An 18,827-nucleotide genomic window follows, 5' to 3' on the forward strand; every position below is an offset into this window, starting at 1 on the left:
CAAGGCGGGCGTCGCGCTGAAGCGTTCCAACCGGAAAATGGATTCGAAGCCCAGCCCTCTCGCCCGACGTTCTCTTGATTTTCGCCCGTATTTTGAAGGTCGCAAAATGACAGTCTCGATGGCGTATACATCTTCACGCGTGAAGCCTTTGGCGTTGAGCAATCGTTCGATCGTCGTCTTCGTTTCGGTTCTTCTTTTCGCGCCGGCTCTTTTTTTTGCCGCTTATTTGAAGCTCGCGCCCGCACTCTCGCTGGCTGTCGGCTTCGCAGGCGGCCTGTACCTGATCGGCGCGACGCGGCTGCAGGCGGACCAGGGGTTTCTCGCCGCGCCCGCGAAATTGCGCGAGCTGGCTATCTGCACGGCGCTGGCCCTGGTCATCCTCGTCGTTGGGGGCGAAACCAATCTTTTTTACGCAACCTACGATTGGCGCATTCGCGACGCCGTTCTGGCCGATATGGTGCAGAACGCTTTTCCGGTCAGATACTCGGTTGACGGCGTCGATTATACTTTGCGCGCTCCGCTCGGAATGTATGTGATTCCGAGTCTCATCGGCCGCGGCTTCGGGCTGCTGGCCGCCCATATCGCCTTGCTGACGCAGAACTCGCTTATTCTTGGCGGAATATTCTACTTCCTCAAAAACCTCGGCGACGGATGGAAGCGCCTCGCCGTCATGGTCTTGTTCGGGGGCCTGACCGTCATCGGAGTCGGCGTCGTCGTTACCTTTGTCCCGCGCTATAGCCTGCATCGCGTCTTCATCGAGGGGCTCGACGCCTGGCATCCCTATTTCCAGTATTCCAGCAGCGTGGTGCAGTTTTTTTGGGTTCCCAATCACGCGCTGCCGGCATGGTGGTTGGCGGCTCTCGTCCTGTTGCAGACCAAGGGGGAAGTCGACACCGCCGTTATCGGAGTTTCCGTCGCCGGCGCGATGTTCTGGTCGCCGCTCGCGATCCTTCCGGCGGTCGTATGGCTGCTTTATCTCGCGGCGACGGATTGGCGGGCCCATCTTCTTTCGTCGCGGACCTGGTGGGGGGTCGTCGTCGCCGCCTGTTTCCTGCCCGTGGCGGTCTATATGACCATCGCCTCTTCCACCATCGCTCACGGCATCATGGCGGAGCAGCCCAATTTTGTCGCTCTCTACCTCTTCTTCATTGCGGTGCAGCTTCCATGCCTGTTGTTCCTTTATCTCAACCGCAAACTGCTTTCAAAGCAGGATCGCAGCATCTTCGCGGTGAACGCCCTGATTCTGCTCTGCCTTCCGTTCTTCGGCTTTGGCCCGGTGAACGACCTCGTGATGCGCGGCTCGATAACGTCGCTGACCTTGATCGCTTTCGTTTTCGCTTCGACGCTGTTTAAATCTGAGCTTTCCAGAACCGCCAGAATCTGCGGCTGGATTCTCGTCGTGCTGGGCTCGGGCTCGGCGTTGGACGAGGTTGTGCGCAATTTCAGCCAGCCGCGCTACGACTTCAGCGATTGCTCTATCATGGAGGCCGTTTCCGCGCTGGGCGGGGGCAATGCGATTCCCACCAATTACCTCGTGGACAGCGCGCAAATTCCCGACTGGCTGGCTAGTGAAGGAAGCGCTCCGCGCTCGGCGCGACTGCGTCGGTGCTGGTCGGATTACGACCACCATAAAGATGGCTTGCCCGCACCCGCAGCTCCGGAAACCCGCTGACGCGCTTTCACCACTCGATCGGCGTTTCGCCATGGGCGGCGAGCCAGGCGTTGGCTTTGGAAAAATGCCGGCAACCGAAAAAGCGCTGCGCCGAAAGCGGCGAAGGATGGGCGGATTCGAGGACCAGATGCCTGGAACGGTCGATGCTCGCGCCCTTTCGCCGCGCGTAATTGCCCCAAAGCATGAAGACGAGGCCCTCGCGTTCGGCGTTCAGGACTCGGACGGCCGCGTCGGTGAACTGCTCCCAGCCCTTGCCCTGATGCGAGCCGGCCAGGCCTTCGCGCACGGTCAAGGTCGCATTGAGCAGCAGCACGCCCTGCCGCGCCCAGCGGGAAAGATCAGGATCGCGTGACGCCGGGTGCCCGAGATCGCTTTCGATCTCCTTGAAGATGTTTTGAAGCGAGGGCGGGGCGGGGATATCGGGATTAACCGCAAAGCATAGCCCATTGGCCTGCCCGGCGCCGTGATAGGGGTCCTGGCCCAGGATGACGACCTTGACCTTGTCGAAGGGGCATTCGTCGAAGGCGCGGAAGATGCTCGCGGCGGGAGGGAAAATCCTGTGCGACGCGTATTCGTCGCGCACGAAGCTTCGCAGCGCAGCAAAATAGGGCTGCTCAAACTCTGCGCCAAGGCGCTGGCTCCAGCTCGGGTCGATGCGTACCGGCTTGCTCATGGATCAGCTTTAGCATGAAGCCGGCGACGCGGCGAAGCGGAGGCTTCGCCGATACTCTCCCTTTTTAATCCTGCAGCGGCCCCCAGGCGGGATCGGAGGCGTAATTGGGCGTCGGCACCTGGAACTCGGATCTCCCGAAGACGTCGACCATATAGATCTTTGGTCCGCCGGCGCCCCCTGAATCGCGGAAGAACATCAGGAACAGGCCATTGGGCGCCCAGGTCGGGCCTTCATTGTGGAAGCCCTCGGTCAGGATGCGCTCTCCCGAACCGTCGGTCTTCATGACGCCGATGGCGAAATTGCCTCCGTTCTGCTTGGTGAAGGCGATATAGTCGCCCTTGGGGGACCAGACCGGCGTCGAATAGCGACCCGCGCCGAAAGAGATGCGCTTTGCCGAGCCGCCGCCGCGCGCGCTCATGACATAGATCTGCTGCGATCCGCCGCGGTCGGACTCGAAGACGATCTGCCCGCCGTCCGGCGAGTAGCAGGGCGATGTGTCGATCGCCGCTGTATCGGTGAGGCGCGTCGTCGTGCGCGAGCGCAGCTCCATCGTGTAGAGATTGGTTTCGGCGCCTTCGGACAGCGACATGATGACCTTCAGCCCGTCCGGCGAGAAACGCGGCGAGAAGCTCATGCCGGGGAAATTTCCCACCGCCTCGCGCTGGCCGTTTTCCACATTCATCAGGAACACCTTGGGATCGCCGTCGGCGCTCATCGCCATATAGGTCACATCCTGCGACGAAGGCGAGAAGCGCGGCGTGACCACGAGGTCTTCCCCCCGGGTGAGGTAGCGCACATTGGCGCCGTCCTGATCCATGATGGCCAATCGCTTGCGGCGATGGTCCTTCGAACCGCTCTCGTCCACGAAGACGACGCGGGTGTCGAAAAAGCCTTTCTCGCCGGTGATGCGGGTGAATACCGCATCGGAAACCAGATGCGCGACCCGGCGGGCGTTGGCGGCTTCGGTGACGAACTGGCTGCCGGCGGCCTGCTCGCCGGTCGTGACGTCGAAGAGGCGAAACTCCGTGCTGAGCCGTCCGTCGCCGCCGCGTTGCGATCTGCCGGTCAAAACGAATTGGGCGTTGATCGAGCGGTAGACGTCGAGATTGGGAGTCTGGTCCGGATTGGCGACGCCGCCGCCGACGCTCGCGGCGTCGACCGGCTTCAAGAACACCGAGCGTTTGAAGTTGTTGTTGATGACGCTGGTGACGGTGCGCGCCGCTTCGTCGCCGACGAAATTGGTCACGGCGACGTTGATGGGCTCGAAACCGCCGCCGGCATGCAGATTGAGCACACGCGCGGCGCGCGCCGGAACGAATGGCGTCAGCGCCGCTCCCGCAATCAGCGACGTGGCGGCTCTGCGTGAAATTTTGATGCTCATGGTCTGTTCCTGGGGACCGGGATCTATTGCGTTCCGGCGCGGCGGGAGAAAGCTGGTGGATCGACGGATCGGCTGTCCGTTACATATCTTCCTTCATGTCCAGTTCCGTGACGCGCCAATAGTCGTAGTAGGGCGAGAACTCGGCGGGTATCGACATCGGGCTGCAGCGGCGGACGGCGGCGAGGGCCTGTTCTCCGCGCGCCTTCTCCACAGGGTCGGAGGAGGGGTTGAGCAGCCGCGGCGATCCTTCCAGCGCGCCGGTGCGGGTGAGACGGAACTCCACGCGCGGCACATAATTGAGCGCGTTCATCGAGAGCGCGGTGGCCCAGCACCGGCGGTAGTGCTCGACCGTATAGGCGTCGATCTTCCCCTGCAGCGAAGGCGACATCTTCGCGGCCGAGGCGGCGGGAGCGCCGAGCGAGGCCACTTGCGTCTTCTCGGCCCCGGTCGAGGCGCGCTGCTGCGGCGCCTCCCGGCTCAAGAGATTGGCGATGTTCGCGGCGTTGAACTTCGATTTGGGCGCCTGCTCGTCGCCGGATTTGGGCCTCGCGGCGCCGCCCGGCTTCTCGCTCTTGACGGGCTTTTCGGTCGCGGCTTCCTTCTCCTCGCCGGCGTCGCTTTTTTCTGTGCGGGCTTCGAGCTTCTTTTGCTGCAGCAGCTTGGCCACTTCGTCGGTCTTCAGCCGCGGCGTTTCCTTGGCCTTCGGGTTTTCCGGGGGCTTTGGCGGAGTCTTGGGCTGCGGCGGGGTCTCGTCCTTCGCCTTATCGAGCTTCGGCTTCACCGGCGGCTTCGGCCTCGTGACCTCGGCGTCGTCGGGTTCGTCTTTTTCAGGCTCGGGCGCGGCTTTGGCCTGCGGCTTCTGGGGAGGCGCGGGAGCGGCTTTCGGCGCGGGCGGCGCCGGGCGGGCGGGAGGTTCGGGCGCAGGGGGCGTCAAGGCAGCGACGCGCTTCGGCGGGGTCGGCGGCGTTTCCCTGTCCTGCTTTTGCGGCGTGTCGTCTTCGCTGGGCTCTTCCGACAAGCGCTTCAGCGGCGGCGGGGGCGTCGGAATGTCCCGTTTGGCTTCCGCCTGCGGCGGATGGGGATGGGTTTCGACCTGCGGGGCGACTTTTTCCGCGCGCTGGGCGGGCTTGACCGCGTGAGCGGTTTTTTCGCCTTTCGTGATCTGGTTCAGCGCCTGATCCGAGACCACTTCCACCGGAACGGTTTCCGGAACGTCGTCGAATTTGGGATTGTGCGAGAAGGCGATCAGCGTCGCGGCCAGAAGCCCGACATGGGCCGCCGCCGAAACAGGGAAGCCGGGCTGCTGACGTGAAAAGCCCACTTTCGCCTTCCTATTTCTTCTCTTGCTCGGTGACCAACGCGACCTTCTTGTATCCGGCCGTCGTAATCAGCGACATCACTTCAGCGATGCGGCCATAATTCACGGCCTTGGAGCCGCGCACATAGATGCGTTCGTCGAAGCCCTGCTTGGCGGCCTCTTTGAGCCTGTCGGTCAGCTGTGCGAGCTCGATCGGCTGATCCATCAGGAATATCTGTCCTTTTTCGTCGATCGCGACGGCCACCGGCTTCTGGTCGATGTTGAGCTGGCCGGCCTTGGTCTGCGGCAGATCCACGGCGACGCCGGTGGCGAGCAGGGGCGCTGCGACCATGAAGATGATCAAGAGCACCAGCATCACGTCGATGAACGGCGTCATGTTGATGTCGGCCATCGGGGCGTGGCGGGAACGGCCCCTCCTGCGCCTGCCGCCGCTCGCGCCGCCTGCCTTAATGGAAACGCCCATCGGTCGTGCTCCTTGAAAGGCTCAGGCCGCGCGATCGCCGCGCCCGGCGCTCTGGTCGATCTGGCGGGAGAGGATGGCGGAGAATTCGTCCGCGAAAGTTTCCATGCGGCCCTGGGATTTGGCGACGTCGGACTGCAGCTTGTTGTAGGCGATCAACGCCGGAATGGCGGCGAAGAGGCCGATGGCGGTGGCGAATAGAGCCTCGGCGATGCCGGGCGCCACCACGGCCAGCGAAGTATTCTTCGACGCGGCGATGGAGCGGAAGGCGGTCATGATGCCCCAGACCGTGCCGAACAGGCCGACGAAGGGGCTGGCCGAGGCCACGGTGGCCAGGACCAGGAGATTGGCTTCCAGTTTTTCGACCTCGCGGCCGATCGATACGTCGAGCACTTTGTCGATGCGGGTCTGCAGCCCCATGAAAGAGGCGTGAGGATTTTGAATCGAGCGCTTCCACTCCCGCATCGCCGCGACGAAAAGCGACGAGAGACCCGTGGTCGGCCTTTCCGAGGCCTTGGAATAGAGGTCATCGAGCGAATTGCCGGACCAGAAGGCCTCGTCGAAACGGTCCATGGCGCGGCGGGTGCGCCTCAGCAGCAATACTTTGTCGATGATGATGGCCCAGCACCAGACCGAGGCGAGAAGCAGCCCGATCATGACCGTCTTGACCACGATATGGGCGCCCCAGAACATGCCCCAAACAGTGATTTCAGCAGCGGGGCTGGCGAGCGGGCTCGCCGCTATTTCGGCCGGATTCATTGCGATTCCTTAAAAACGGACGCCCGTGTGCGGCAAGGCGTTGCTTCGAAGCGACTTATTGCGCGTGAATTTCGCCGTTTCTGCGGCTGCGGCGGTTGCGCCGCACAAATTTCGCGCTGCGTCGGAATTAAGAAACCGTAAGGGTTAATGTTTGGTCAAGAGCAAGCCTCGCCGCGGCGCAAAGATCGGGAAATGGGGACGCAGGGTTTTGGCCTCCGGCTGCGCGTCATTGCGCGTCACGGGCACAGGAAAGTTTCGAATCTCGCCCTGACGTCCGGCGGCAGGCGGCACGCGCGGCCATTCTCGACTGCCGCGATCGTGACCTTGGCTATGACCAGGGGCTCGTCCTCGCGCAGGATCCGCTGCACGAATGTGATAGAGGCGCCCCCGATGGCGACGAGCCGCGACTCCACGGTCAGAAGATCGTCCATCAGCGCAGGACGGCGGAAATCCAGCTCCATGGCGCGAACCACAAAGAAAAATCCTGGGCCTGCCTCGCCTTCGAGCAGCGCGCGCTGCTGGAGGCCGAGCTCGCGCAGCATTTCGGTTCGTGCGCGCTCGATGAAGCGGACATGCGAGGCGTGATAGACAAAGCCCGAGAAATCGGTGTCTTCGTAATAGACGCGGATTTTGAAGAGGTGTGGCGCAGTCATCTTAAAAGCTCGTTTTCCACGTCCATGCTTCCGCCGGGAACGCGGAGGATCAGGATTGCTTCCTCATCCGTTCGATAAAAGATGAGATGTTGGCTGGCTACAAGTCTTCGAATTTTGCTGTCAGGATCGGGCCAAAGCCTGCCAAGCGCGGGAAATCGAGCAATATTCTCGAACTGGCGATGGATGTGGCCCGCCCGCTTCTCTGCAAAAGCCTGATTCCGTTCAGCGTCAAAGAGATAAATATTCTGCATATCGGAATAGGCACGAAATGAAATGACGACCTTCATTCAGCTGGCCGTCGTTTCGCGTTCAGTTCCCGCGCCTCGCGCAAAAAGGCGTCGAAATCCCATTCGACGACGCGTCCCGCTTCCGCATCGTCGATCCCCTCCTGCACCAGCGCCTTGAGGAGGCGGAATTTCTCGCCCTGCTCATAGAGATAGGCGACGGCCGCCTCCTGCATTTCAGGCGGTAGCAGTTCGAGAGCCTCGGCGGCGCGTTTGGCGATGTCGGTCATGGGGCGAATATAGCATGAGCGCGCGGATTTTCCGAGCGGCGCATCTTCAGCGTCACTCCTCCCCATCCCCAAACAGCCCGAACTGCGCGGGCCCGCGTTGCGGCTCGGCTAATCCCAGATGGCGGAAAGCGTGGGGCGTCAGCAGTCGCCCGCGCGGCGTCCGCTGCAAAAAACCCTGTTGCAGCAGATAGGGCTCGATGATGTCCTCGATGGCGTCGCGCGGCTCGGAAAGGGCGGCGGCGATGGTTTCGATCCCGACCGGGCCGCCGCCGAAATTGAGCGCCACCATGTCGAGATAGCGCCGGTCCATGACGTCGAGCCCGATACTGTCCACTTCCAGCAGGGTCAGCGTGCGGTCGGCGAGCTCCCTTGTGACCTGTTCCGCGCCTTCGACAATGGCGAAGTCGCGCACCCGGCGCAGCAGGCGGCCGGCGATGCGGGGCGTTCCGCGCGAGCGGCGTGCGATTTCGCGCGCGCCCCCATCGGTCATGCCGAGGCCGAGCACCCGCGCGCCCCGCCGCACGATCAGCTCCAGCTCCTCCACGGTGTAGAAATTGAGCCGCACCGGAATGCCGAAACGATCGCGTAGAGGCGTAGTGAGGAGGCCGGCCCTGGTGGTGGCGCCGACGAGGGTGAATTTCGCGAGGTCGATCTTCACCGAGCGCGCCGCCGGCCCTTCTCCGATGATGAGGTCGAGCTGGAAATCCTCCATGGCGGGGTAAAGGATTTCCTCCACCGCCGGATTGAGACGGTGGATTTCGTCGATGAACAATACGTCGCGGGGCTCGAGATTGGTGAGCTGTGCGGCGAGGTCGCCCGCCTTGGCGATCACCGGCCCGGAGGTGGAGCGGAAATTGACGCCGAGCTCCCGCGCCATGATCTGGGCCAGCGTGGTCTTGCCGAGGCCGGGCGGCCCGACGAACAGCACATGGTCGAGCGCGTCGCCGCGGGTCTTGGCCGCCTCGATGAACACCTTGAGATTGGCGCGCGCCGCCTCCTGGCCGGTGAAATCGGCGAGCGTCAGCGGCCGGATCGAGGCGTCGGTGTCGTCGTCGCGTTTTTGCGGGGTCACGAGGCTGCGGGGCGCGGCGGCCAATATTTTTGCTCCAGGAGGTTGCGCGCGAGGCGCGCCGGAGAACAAGCCGTGAATCGCTTGTCTCGGGCGAGGAGTATATGTCCTTCGGCGAATGGGAGGAACCTTCGCCGGGTGCTCGCCTAATATCCGTCCCGGCGGCGCTGTGGCCTTGTAAAAAAGCCCGGTTGCAGCCAAACATGGCTTCGAAGGGGGCGAAGGATTTTCAAGGCGCCCGTCGAAATTATAGCGAGGAGATAGCCGAATGCGTAACCGGGCGCTCATGCGGAATGCCGGACTCGCTCTGTCATCGGCCCTGGTTTTTCTCGGCGCTTCGGCGGATGCGGCGCCGCGGCCACAAAGGCCGAACATATTGCTGATCCTCGCCGACGACATGGGCTATTCCGATGTCGGCGCCTATGGCGGAGAGATCTACACCCCGAGCATAGACCGTCTCGCGGCGCAGGGCATTCGCTTCACCAATTTCCACACATCGGCCTATTGCGCGCCGACGCGCAGCATGCTGATGACCGGCGCCGATAATCACCGTGTCGGCCTCGGCAATATGTCGGAGCTCCTCTCCGACAATCAGATCGGCAAGCCCGGCTATGAGGGCGCGCTGAACGGCCGGGCGCCCACGGTCGCTACGACTTTGCGCAAGGCCGGCTATCACACCTACATGGCCGGCAAGTGGCATTTGGGAAAAACAAGGGAAACGCTTCCGGCGTCGCAGGGGTTTGAAGAATCGGTCGTGCTGGCCGAGGGCGGCGCCGATAATTTCGAGAAGAAATCCTACACGCCGGGTTACGCCACTGTGCATTTCTATGAGGGCGTCAACGAAATCGAGCTGCCCGACGACTTCTACTCGACCAAGTTCTACACAGACAAACTGCTCTCTTATATCGACAAGAACTCGGACGATAAGAAGCCCTTCTTCGGTTATCTTTCGTTCCAGGCCGTGCATCAGCCGCATCAGGCGCCCGAGAACTTCATTCATCGTTACGATCACGAATATGATTCGGGGTGGTCCGCGATCCGCGACATGCGCTACCAGCGGCAGACGGAACTGGGGATCATGCCGGGCGGCCTGAGCGTCAGCGCTGCGGGCGGGCCCGATTGGGCCGCTCTGTCGCCGGAGCAGAAGAAGGTCTCCTCCAAGCGGATGGCGGTCTATGCCGGCATGGTCGAATATATGGACATGAGCATCGGCAGAGTCGTTGCGCACCTTAAAGAAAAAGGGTTGCTCGACAATACCGTGGTGTTGTTCCTCAGCGACAATGGCGGCGAGAGCGCCGAGCTGCAGAAGTTCTTCCCGGCCTATTATGAAAAGAACTTCGACCTTTCTTACGATCATATCGGCCAGAAGGGGTCTTATTCCGAATATGGGCCGGGTTGGGCCGGGGCGGCCAATACGCCGTTCCCCAATTACAAGGGCTCCGCCTCCGAAGGCGGCATTCGCGCGCCTCTGATTATCCGTTATCCCAAACGCATCGGGATCGACCAGACCACAGACAAGCTCGCGTCCGTCGTCGATGTGGTCCCGACCATTCTCGACTACGCCGGCGTTCGGTCGGCGCGCGGCGAACAGGCGAATCTCGCAGGCGTGACCATGGCGCCCTTGGCCGCCGGAAAGTCGACAAAACTCCATGACGACGGAATCGTCGCTCAGGAGGTGGCGGGCGGCTCTGCTGTCTTCCAGGGCGACTACAAGCTCGTGCGCAACGCCCCGCCTTTCGGGGACTTCAAATGGCGGCTTTACAACATCAAGCTCGACCCCACCGAGTCCAAGGATGTTTCCGCCGATAATCCCAAGGTTTTCGAGGCGCTGCAGAGCGCTTACGCCGATTATGTCCGCAGGAACGACATCGTGGAAGTGCCGCCGGATTACACGATCGACGGCGCTCTCAAGAAGAACATGGCCCGCAAAAAGTAACGGCGATCCGCGCGCCTTCGACGTCTCGCGCGCATCTTGCGCGCGGGCGGGCGAAGCGGCATTCGAGACGCAGTAGGCGCTTGCGCGCCGCTGTGCAATTGGCCATTGCTAGGCGCCATGATCGAGGTCTACTTCTACCATCTCACCCGCCGCACTTTGGAGCAGGCGCTGCCCGTGCTGCTGGAAAAATCGCTCGAGCGGGAGTGGCGGGTCGCGGTTCAGGCCGGCGACGAAAAGCGCCTCAAGAAGCTCGATGATTTTCTGTGGTCCTACGACCCGGAAAAATTCCTCCCCCACGGGACCAAGGCCGACGGCGCGCCGGAGACGCAGCCGATCTATCTGACCGTCGACAACGACAATCCCAACGAGGCGGATGTGCGGTTCTTCGTCCTCGGCGCCCTGGCGGCGCCGGCGATCCTGGAGCCGGGGACAACTCCCAGGACGCGCGCCGTGCTGATGTTCGACGGCAATGACGCGGGCGAGCTTCAGGCCGCTCGCGAGGAATGGCGCAAGCTTCGCGATGCGGGCTGCGAGGTCGTTTACAATCAGGAAGACGAGGCGGGCCGATGGCAGGAGAAAAAGCGGGAGAAAAAGACGTGAGCGACGCCGATTTCGCAACGCGCCGGGCGAAGGCGCGGGAGCGGCTCAACGCCCTCGACCCCCATATGACGCCGGGAGGCGTCGAGGCCGATCCTAAGCGGCGCGACTGGTTCGAGGCGGTCTACGCCCTCAGCGAAGGCGATCCCGCCAAGGTGCCCTGGGCGAATCTCGCGCCTCATCCGCTTCTGGCTCAGTGGCTCGAACAGCAAGGATCGCTGCAAGGCCGGCGCGCCCTGGACGTCGGCTGCGGGCTCGGCGACAACGCCGCGGCGCTGGCGCAGGCGGGCGCTCGGGTCACAGGCTTCGACCTCGTGGCCGGTGCGGTGGAATGGGCGCGAAGCCGCTTTCCGGAGAGCGGGATCGCGTTTTGCGCCGCCGATCTTTTCGACCTGCCGCCCGAGTGGAGCGGCGCCTTCGATCTGGTGCACGAGTGCTATACGCTTCAGGCCCTTCCCGAAGCTCTGCTGCCGCGGGCGGCGCGGGCGCTGGCGGGTCTCGTCGCGCCGGGCGGGCGGCTTCTGGTCATCGCCCGGGCGAGGGACGAGGGACAGGAGATCGTGGGGCCGCCCTGGCCGCTGACGCGAAAACAGATCGAAGCCGTTGCGGTGGACGGATTGACGCTCACGACGCTCGACGATTTGCCGACCCCCCAAGGGGCGCGACATTGGCGAGCGGTTTTCGAGAAGGCGTAGGAATCGTGATCCGCAGCGCGAAAGTCGTCCATGAGGCATAAATTCGGCGTCGCCGAAAGGGATGCGCTGCTCGGGGTCAAAGGAGTTGGCCCGAAGGTCGTCGAGCGATTTGAACAACTTGGAATCCATACGCTTGAAAAGCTAGCGACGCAGGACGCGCAAGCGATCTGCGAGCAGGCGGCATCGCTCGTCGGCGCGACGTGCTGGAGGAACAGCCCCCAAGCACGCAGCGCCGTCGCTGCGGCTATCGCCGCAGCACAGGCGAGAGCGTTTCCAGCCGAAGTGGACGCCGGTTCGGCGTAGGAAACGCGTGAAAACAAAAACTTAGAGCGTTTCCAGCCGAAGTGGACGCCGGTTCGGCGTAGGAAGCGCGTTAAAACAAAAACTTAGAGTATTTGCAAAAACTGAGAACGCCGAGCGCTACCCGATATGCGGCAGCTCGTGTCGCAGCCGCGCTTCGAAAATAATCGATGTTTCGACTCGCGTAACGCAGGACCGGCTGGTGAAATGATCCAGCGCCAGGTTCTTCAGATGCGCGGTGTCTCGCGCCAGCACATGCACGACGACGTCATGCCGTCCCGATATCAGAAATGCGGAGCGAACCTCGGGGATGCTTACGGCCTCCTCCAAAAAGCTGTCGACTGTCTGGCGCTCATGCTTCCCCAGTTCGATGAAAAGCAGAGCTTCGAGCCCGATGCCGAGCCTCTTGGGATCAACCTGAGCGTGGGCTGATAGCAACACGCCTTCGTCCCAGAGGCGCTTCACCCGTTCATGACAGCTCGAAGGCGCCAGGCCGACCGCCGCCGCCAGCTCCTTGTTTTGCATTCGGAAGTTATTCTGCAAAAGAGCGATTAAGGCGAAGTCTGTCCGATCGAGGGGCATTGCGGGGCCATTTTCTCCGTAAACTGTTCGCTTTCGGCGAAGCCTGATGTTGATATCCTAATGCCAGCTCAGACGCCGCGCCAGAGCATGTTCAGGCGGGCGCCGGTAGGAGAAAAACAGTGGCGGAACTCGACGAAAAGAAATTAGAGGCGCTGGCCGGCAAAGTGGTGGTGGACGTCGCCGGGGCGATGGGCGTTCTGATGGCCTATATCGGAGATCAGGCCGGCGTTTATCGGGCGCTCGACGAGATCGGTCCGGCGACGGTCGCGCAACTTGCGCACAAGACTGGGCTCAATCCAAAATATCTCCATGAATGGCTCGGCTCGAACGCCGCTGCCGGGTATGTCGCTTACGACGCCGAGACCGAGTGTTTTTCCCTTACGCCGGAACAGGCGCATATTTTCACGCGTGAAGGCCAGCCCGCCTGCATGCAGGGCTTCTTTCAGGCCGTGGTCTCTCAATTCGAAACCCATGAAAAGGCTGTCGAGACCTTCAGATCGGGCCGGGGCCGACCGTGGGGCGAGCACGCCGCGGGCTGTTTCTGCGGGACGGACCGGTTCTTCCGTCCGGGTTACATGGCCAATCTGCTTGAAAAATGGATACCGAGCCTGAACGGCGTCGAGGCTAAACTGAAGGAGGGGGCAAAGGTCGCGGATATCGCCTGCGGCCATGGATCCTCGACCATCCTGCTCGCGCAGGCGTTTCCCAACTCGCGCGTCATCGGTTTCGATTTTCATGAACCGTCGATTCAGACCGCGCGCCGCAAGGCTGCGGAGGCCGGCCTTTCGAACATCGAGTTTCATGTCGCCGAAGCCAAGGATTTCCCCGGCGACGGCTATGATTTCGCCTGTATCTTCGACGCCTTGCACGACATGGGCGATCCTGTCGGCGCGGCGCGCCACATTCGCGAAACGCTGAAGCCGGACGGAACTTTCATGCTGGTGGAACCGCTCGCCGGCGATCACATGAAGGAAAATCTGAATCCCCTGGGCCAGATTTTCTACGGTTTCTCGACGATCGTCTGCACGCCGGCGTCGCTGGCGCAGGAAGTCGGCCGTGGGCTCGGCGCGCAGGCGGGTCAGAAAAAGCTGACGGATGTGCTCAATGATGCAGGCTTCACAAAAGTCCGCCGCGCGAGCGTCACGCCGACGAACATGGTGCTGGAGGTCTCTCTGTGAGCCGGGAAGTTCGGCCTCTCGGACCCCAGCAATAAGGGGCGTTTGCGATCCGGGGCGCGCGTATGGACCAAGAGAACCGGGCCGCCCTGACTGTTGACACGAAGGCAGATCGAAGCGCTGGCGGTGGACGGATTGACGCTTGCAGCGCTCGAAGATTTGCCGACCCCGCAAGGGGCCCGGCACTGGCGGGCGCTTTTCGAGAAGGCGTAGGGGAGTAATAATTGCGGATATTTCTGCGTGCGGATTATATGTGCATAATCACAGCCGGTCTTTTCGCTTTCGTCCCCCGTGTGAGAGGCCTAAGGTTTACTCATGACCAAGCTGCTGGAACGCGCCGTTGAAGCCGCTCGCGGCCTTCCTCCTGAAGCTCAGGACGAAATCGCGCGTATTGTCTTGCAGCTCGCCGGGCGCGATGAGCCGATAATCCCTTTGAGCGAAGACGAGCGCGCTGCGATTGCCGTCTCGAGGGCTGCCGCCGAGCGCGGCGAATTCGCTACGGATGAGCAGGTTGGCGCCATTTGGGCGAAGCACGGCTTGTGAGAGTTGTCTACACTCTTCCCGCGCTGGCGGACCTAGACGCAATTATTGAACATATTGCCGCGCATTCGCCGCAGGGCGCCAAGCGCGTAAAGGGGCGCTTGTAATCCATTATCGAGTTATTGCCCGTTCATCCGTTCATGGGAACGCGCACGGACGACCCCGCCATCCGTCGCCTTATAATCACGCCTTACCCTTATCTCGTGCTTTACGAGGCCACAGCCAGCCGGATCGTCATCCATGCGGTACGTCATTCCGCTCGAAGCCCCTCGACTATGCCGGGCTCAGCGGAGCAGTGAATTATGGCTAAGCTGTTTTCAGGCGGCGGCTAGAGTCTTTCCGGTTCAGATCACTACTGCCCCTGCCGATCCAGCGAGAAGCCGAAGTCGCCGTCGACCCAGGTGTCCTTGTCGCGAATGATCGCCTGAGCCGGCAGGGCAGGGGTCTTGACCGCCATTCCGGCGAGCTTCGTCATCGCGGTTCCGATCGCCAGGAATTCGACGAGGCCCGACCCGATTTCGGAAATATAGGTCTTCACCCCGATCACCTCTTCGGCGCCGAGATCGTCGGCCTCGCTCTTGATGCGATCGATGGCGATCTCGCGGGCGTCGTGGATGAGGCTGGTCAATTCGTTGATTTCGCCTCTCTTGAAGGATTTGAAGGCGGCCAGGAAGCCGCCCGTGACGCCGAGGGAATAGACCGAGGTGGAGATGAGCAGCTTCACCGGCGCATAGCCGAGGCTGGTCATCGCCCAAAGCTCTTCGCCGGTGAGATCGCTCGTCACGGGGCTCGTGTAGGTCACCGGAGGCAAGGCCGGGTTGATCGCCGCCGTGCCCGCCATCATCATCTCATGTGCGCCGGCCCAGGGGCAGATGGTCGTCCTCACGCCGACGACCGCATTGGCGCCGTCCTGGCGCGCGGCGGCGACCATACGGCCGAGCGCGGCATGGCGGGTATGGTTGAAGATATCGCTGTATTCCCGGATTTCGCCGCGCAACAGGGTTTTCAGCGAGCCGAACAGGCTGCCGCCGAGGCCCATGGAATAGGCGACATTGCCGAAGACATGGTTGATCGGCTCGTAGCCGGCGTCCATATGGCAATAGAGTTCCTGAGCGTCCCCTGCGCTGGTGAAGAAGCGGTCGCTTCCGCCTGCCGCGCGATGGACGCAGGAGCCGACGAAAAGAAACTCGGTCGAACCGCTGAAGCCCCGCAGTTCCCCGGTCACGCCGGCGACGCCGGAGGCCCCGTTGCGCATGGCCTCTTCCACCATGCGGGCGAAGGAGGCGGCGCGGCCCTCGTGAATGGCCTCCGTGACCTGGGAGACCTCGCCGCCGAGGAGATTGTTGAAGCCTGCCCCCAGCGAACCGAGGAACCCCATGGAGTTGACGCTGTTGCCGACGACGATCTCGCCCGGCGAAAGCTGCTTCCGGGCGAGGCAGTAGATCTCGTTGCCGGACAATCCGGTCACCTTGGCCATTTCAATTCTCCGGCTTTCCCTGATCCGTCCCGCCGCCGCGCCGCGCCCGCAGACATTAAGGCGGAAAGCTTAACAAGCGGAGCGCCGCCGCGCCGGTTTTCGCCGCGGGCGCCTCGACCCCGGCCGCAAGGGCGTCTAAAACACGCGGCATGACGACGCAGCCCCTTCTTTCGGTTGAACATATTTCGAAACGCTTCGGCCCGGTCGCGGCGCTCGAGGATGTTTCCCTCAGCGTCGGCGCCGGAGAGTTTTTCGCGCTGCTGGGGCCGTCGGGCTGCGGCAAGACCACCCTGATGCGGCTCATCGCCGGGTTCGAGACGCCGGACTCCGGCCAGGCGCTGCTCTCGGGGAGGGACCTCTTCGGCATTCCGCCCCATCGGCGGCCGATCAACATGATGTTCCAGTCCTATGCGCTTTTTCCGCATCTGAACGTCTTCGAGAATGTCGCCTTCGGGCTGCGGCGGCGGGGGGGCGCCGGCCGCGAGGAAATCTCCGCGCGCGTCGACCATCTGCTCGAGATCGTCCAGCTGCAGGGCTTCGGCGGCAGAAAAATCGACCAGCTCTCGGGAGGTCAGAAGCAGCGGGTGGCCCTCGCCCGGGCCCTGGCGCCGGGGCCGTCGCTGCTGCTGCTGGACGAGCCGCTGGGGGCCCTGGACCGCAAGCTGCGCGAGGAAACCCAGTTTCAGCTCAAGGACATACAGCGCCGGCTGAAAACCAGCTTCGTCATCGTCACCCATGATCAGGACGAGGCCCTCGCGCTGGCGGACCGCATCGCCGTGATGCGCGCAGGCGCAGTGGAGCAGATCGGCTCGCCGGTCGAAATCTATCAGAAGCCCGCGAGCCGCTTTGTCGCGAGCTTCGTCGGCGCCACCAATATGATCGAGGGCCGGATTTCGCGCGACGGCGACGCCGTATATTTCGAGGCGCCTTTCGGCCGCCTGGAGCGCAGAGGCTGCGCGTTGCCGGGCGGCGCCCCTGCGGCGCTGTCGCTGCGCCCCGAGCAGATCGTCGTGCAGCGCGAGGGGGAGGGCGTCCGCGGCGTGATCGAGGACGTGGCCTTCAGGGGCGAGACGACCCGGTTGCGCGTCGGCGTCGGCGGGGGCGAAGCCCTGAACGTATCGAGCTCCAAAGGGATGGTCTTTTCGCTGGGCGAAGCGGTCCGGCTCGCGATCGCGCCGGACGCGGGCGCGCTGTTTCCGGGGAGCGAATGATGCGCCGGAAGCTTAACGTCGGCCAGCGCCTCGTCCTCGGCGCTCCCTATCTGTGGATCGGCCTTTTTTTTCTCGCGCCGATGGCGCTGATCGCCAAGATTTCCCTTTCGCGGCCCGCCCAGGCGCGCCCGCCCTACGAGCCCGTCTTCAGCTTCGGCGACGGTTTTTCCGGCCTCGTGAAGAAACTCGGATCGCTGACCTTCGAGGCCTATCAGTCCTTCGGGGAGGATCGGCTTTATCTCGACTCCTACCTGAACTCGCTCGCCATCGCGGGCGTCTCGACCCTCCTGATGTTGCTGGTGGCCTATCCCTTCGCTCTCGCGATGGCGCGGGCGCCGGCGCGGGTCAGGCCTTTGCTGATCGGCCTTGCGGTCGCGCCGTTCTGGACCAGTTTTCTGATCCGCGTCTACGCCTGGATCGCGCTGCTGAAGGACGAGGGGCTGATCAACCACGCGCTGATGGCCCTGCATGTCATCGACGCTCCGCTTTCCATTTATGCGACCAATGTCGCGGTGGTCATCGGGATCGTCTACAGCTATCTCCCCTTCATGCTTCTGCCGCTCTATTCGGCGCTGGCGCGACAGGATCCGGCGCTCAGGGAGGCGGCCGCCGACCTCGGGGCTTCCCCCGCGCAAGTGTTCTGGCGGGTGACCCTGCCGCTGTCGCGTTCGGGCGTCTTCGCCGGTTGCCTGCTGGTGTTCATCCCCGCCGTGGGCGAATTCGTGATCCCCGACCTTCTCGGCGGCTCCGAAACGCTGATGATCGGCAAGACTTTGTGGAGCGATTTCTTCGCCAACCGCGATTGGCCCTCCGCCAGCGCGGCGGCGATCATCCTGCTGGCCCTGCTGATCGGGCCGCTCCTGATTGCGGAGCGGGCGCGGCTGCGCGCGGATGGGGAACGCTCATGACCGGGACCGATCTCGCCCGCCGCACTGCAATGGCGGCTGGATTCACCTTCCTCTACGGTCCGATCCTGATCCTGGCGGGGATGAGCTTCAACGCCTCGAAACTGGTCACGGTCTGGGGCGGATTCTCCACCAGATGGTATCTCGCCCTGCTCGACGACGCGGCGATGCTGGGCGCGGCCAGGATCAGCCTGGAGGCCGCCGTGCTTTCGGCGATCATCGCCACCGCGCTGGGCCTCTGCGCTGCGGTGGCGCTGACGCGATTTGGAGAGTTCAGGACCCGGAGCCTCTTCTTCGGCGCGCTGCACGCCCCCTTGGTGATGCCGGAGGTCGTGCTCGGGCTCGCCCTGCTCAGCGCCTTTGTCTCTTTCGGCATGGAGCGGGGCTTCGTCACGCTGGTGATCGCCCACGCCACCTTCACCATGTGTTTCACGACGGTCGTGCTGGTCGCGGCCCTGAGGTCGTGCGATCCGGCGCTGGAGGAGGCGGCCCAGGACCTCGGCGCCACGGCGCTGCAGGCCTTCGTTCTGGTGGTGCTGCCGTCGGCGGCTCCTGCGCTCGTCAGCGCCTTTCTGCTCGCGTTCACGCTTTCGCTGGACGACCTCGTGATAGCGAGCTTCGCCACCGGGCCCGGGGCGACCACCCTGCCGATGCGGATCTATTCGCAGGTCAGGCTGGGGGTTACGCCCGAGGTCAACGCGATTTCGACGCTGGCGCTCGCCTGCGTCGCTCTCGCCCTCGGCCTCGCCGCCCTCGCGACCAAAGGGAGGTCGTCGGCGGCGACGGATCTCGCCTGATCTTCGCCGACGGGAGCCGACGCATCGCCATTGACCATGGGTTTGGCCTGCGTCTATCTCTGGGCCTGGTTCCTCGGGCGGGGGGCCAAGTATAAATGCGTTCGATCGACCGG

General features: G+C 63.2%; 20 protein-coding genes. 9 read left to right on the forward strand and 11 right to left on the reverse strand.

Annotated elements, in window-relative coordinates; all coding sequences use genetic code 11:
• The first annotated feature begins 118 nt into the window (after positions 1-118).
• On the forward strand, positions 119-1,672 hold the full coding sequence (locus tag H2LOC_RS20060) for a hypothetical protein (RefSeq protein ID WP_162009808.1): 1,554 nt from the start codon (positions 119-121) through the stop codon (positions 1,670-1,672).
• A gap of 7 nt (positions 1,673-1,679) precedes the next feature.
• Here H2LOC_RS20060 and ung read toward each other — a convergent pair whose 3' ends face one another.
• The 9 genes from ung to ruvB all read right to left on the reverse strand — a co-directional run bounded on the left by ung (position 1,680) and on the right by ruvB (position 8,526).
• Positions 1,680-2,345, reverse strand: a complete 666-nt coding sequence (gene ung / locus H2LOC_RS20065; RefSeq protein WP_136494439.1) for a uracil-DNA glycosylase — start codon at positions 2,343-2,345, stop codon at positions 1,680-1,682.
• 64 nt (positions 2,346-2,409) lie between these two features.
• Entirely contained in the window at positions 2,410-3,726 is a 1,317-nt protein-coding gene (tolB, locus tag H2LOC_RS20070) for a Tol-Pal system beta propeller repeat protein TolB (RefSeq protein ID WP_136494440.1), read from the reverse strand.
• Between the two features lie 79 nt (positions 3,727-3,805).
• The gene (locus H2LOC_RS20075; RefSeq protein ID WP_136494441.1) at positions 3,806-5,047 is read right to left on the reverse strand and encodes a cell envelope biogenesis protein TolA; all 1,242 of its coding nucleotides are present in this window, start codon (positions 5,045-5,047) and stop codon (positions 3,806-3,808) included.
• Positions 5,048-5,057: 10 nt separating this feature from the next.
• On the reverse strand, positions 5,058-5,507 hold the full coding sequence (locus tag H2LOC_RS20080) for an ExbD/TolR family protein (protein WP_136494442.1): 450 nt from the start codon (positions 5,505-5,507) through the stop codon (positions 5,058-5,060).
• A 21-nt stretch (positions 5,508-5,528) separates the two neighbouring features.
• Positions 5,529-6,263 (reverse strand): protein TolQ, encoded by a 735-nt coding sequence (gene tolQ, locus H2LOC_RS20085; RefSeq protein ID WP_136494443.1) that lies wholly within the window; start codon positions 6,261-6,263, stop codon positions 5,529-5,531.
• A gap of 236 nt (positions 6,264-6,499) precedes the next feature.
• A complete protein-coding gene (ybgC, locus tag H2LOC_RS20090; RefSeq protein WP_136494444.1) occupies positions 6,500-6,916 on the reverse strand; it encodes a tol-pal system-associated acyl-CoA thioesterase in 417 nt (138 codons plus the stop codon).
• The gene (locus H2LOC_RS20095; protein WP_136494445.1) at positions 6,913-7,203 is read right to left on the reverse strand and encodes a type II toxin-antitoxin system RelE/ParE family toxin; all 291 of its coding nucleotides are present in this window, start codon (positions 7,201-7,203) and stop codon (positions 6,913-6,915) included. Before H2LOC_RS20095 ends, ybgC begins: the two co-directional genes overlap by 4 nt.
• Positions 7,200-7,430 (reverse strand): hypothetical protein, encoded by a 231-nt coding sequence (locus tag H2LOC_RS20100; protein WP_136494446.1) that lies wholly within the window; start codon positions 7,428-7,430, stop codon positions 7,200-7,202. The genes H2LOC_RS20095 and H2LOC_RS20100 overlap by 4 nt, the downstream gene beginning before the upstream one ends.
• A 52-nt stretch (positions 7,431-7,482) precedes the next feature.
• Entirely contained in the window at positions 7,483-8,526 is a 1,044-nt protein-coding gene (gene ruvB, locus H2LOC_RS20105; protein ID WP_202620501.1) for a Holliday junction branch migration DNA helicase RuvB, read from the reverse strand.
• 241 nt (positions 8,527-8,767) lie between these two features.
• Here ruvB and H2LOC_RS20110 point away from each other — a divergent pair, with 241 nt between their 5' ends.
• The 3 genes from H2LOC_RS20110 to H2LOC_RS20120 all read left to right on the forward strand — a co-directional run bounded on the left by H2LOC_RS20110 (position 8,768) and on the right by H2LOC_RS20120 (position 11,727).
• Positions 8,768-10,435 (forward strand): arylsulfatase, encoded by a 1,668-nt coding sequence (locus H2LOC_RS20110; protein ID WP_136494447.1) that lies wholly within the window; start codon positions 8,768-8,770, stop codon positions 10,433-10,435.
• Positions 10,436-10,552: 117 nt separating this feature from the next.
• Positions 10,553-11,035, forward strand: coding sequence for a DNA polymerase III subunit chi (locus tag H2LOC_RS20115; RefSeq protein WP_136494448.1), 483 nt, complete (start codon positions 10,553-10,555; stop codon positions 11,033-11,035).
• Positions 11,032-11,727, forward strand: coding sequence for a class I SAM-dependent methyltransferase (locus tag H2LOC_RS20120; RefSeq protein WP_246206912.1), 696 nt, complete (start codon positions 11,032-11,034; stop codon positions 11,725-11,727). The genes H2LOC_RS20115 and H2LOC_RS20120 overlap by 4 nt, the downstream gene beginning before the upstream one ends.
• A gap of 420 nt (positions 11,728-12,147) precedes the next feature.
• Here the strand turns inward: H2LOC_RS20120 and H2LOC_RS20125 are convergent, their stop codons facing one another.
• The gene (locus tag H2LOC_RS20125) at positions 12,148-12,609 is read right to left on the reverse strand and encodes an Lrp/AsnC family transcriptional regulator (protein ID WP_136494451.1); all 462 of its coding nucleotides are present in this window, start codon (positions 12,607-12,609) and stop codon (positions 12,148-12,150) included.
• Between the two features lie 119 nt (positions 12,610-12,728).
• On the opposite strand from H2LOC_RS20125, the gene H2LOC_RS20130 reads away from it, so the two are divergent.
• Positions 12,729-13,787 carry a methyltransferase domain-containing protein gene (locus H2LOC_RS20130; RefSeq protein ID WP_136494452.1) on the forward strand — a complete coding sequence of 353 codons (1,059 nt, stop codon included), beginning with the start codon at positions 12,729-12,731 and terminating at the stop codon, positions 13,785-13,787.
• A 312-nt stretch (positions 13,788-14,099) separates the two neighbouring features.
• Complete coding sequence (locus H2LOC_RS20135) at positions 14,100-14,327, forward strand: hypothetical protein (RefSeq protein ID WP_136494453.1); 228 nt, start codon at positions 14,100-14,102, stop codon at positions 14,325-14,327.
• A gap of 349 nt (positions 14,328-14,676) precedes the next feature.
• On the opposite strand, the gene H2LOC_RS20145 is transcribed toward H2LOC_RS20135, so the two are convergent.
• Entirely contained in the window at positions 14,677-15,801 is a 1,125-nt protein-coding gene (locus tag H2LOC_RS20145; RefSeq protein ID WP_154331737.1) for a heavy metal-binding domain-containing protein, read from the reverse strand.
• Between the two features lie 149 nt (positions 15,802-15,950).
• Between H2LOC_RS20145 and H2LOC_RS20150 the strand changes: the two genes are divergently transcribed.
• Genes H2LOC_RS20150 through H2LOC_RS20160 form a run of 3 tightly spaced genes read left to right on the forward strand, consistent with a single transcriptional unit; the run spans position 15,951 to position 18,714 of the window.
• The gene (locus H2LOC_RS20150; protein ID WP_136494454.1) at positions 15,951-17,012 is read left to right on the forward strand and encodes an ABC transporter ATP-binding protein; all 1,062 of its coding nucleotides are present in this window, start codon (positions 15,951-15,953) and stop codon (positions 17,010-17,012) included.
• On the forward strand, positions 17,009-17,920 hold the full coding sequence (locus tag H2LOC_RS20155; protein WP_136494455.1) for an ABC transporter permease subunit: 912 nt from the start codon (positions 17,009-17,011) through the stop codon (positions 17,918-17,920). The genes H2LOC_RS20150 and H2LOC_RS20155 overlap by 4 nt, the downstream gene beginning before the upstream one ends.
• The gene (locus tag H2LOC_RS20160) at positions 17,917-18,714 is read left to right on the forward strand and encodes an ABC transporter permease (RefSeq protein WP_154331738.1); all 798 of its coding nucleotides are present in this window, start codon (positions 17,917-17,919) and stop codon (positions 18,712-18,714) included. Before H2LOC_RS20155 ends, H2LOC_RS20160 begins: the two co-directional genes overlap by 4 nt.
• The last annotated feature ends 113 nt before the right edge of the window (positions 18,715-18,827 follow it).

This window comes from Methylocystis heyeri, from assembly GCF_004802635.2.
Lineage (GTDB): Bacteria > Pseudomonadota > Alphaproteobacteria > Rhizobiales > Beijerinckiaceae > Methylocystis > Methylocystis heyeri.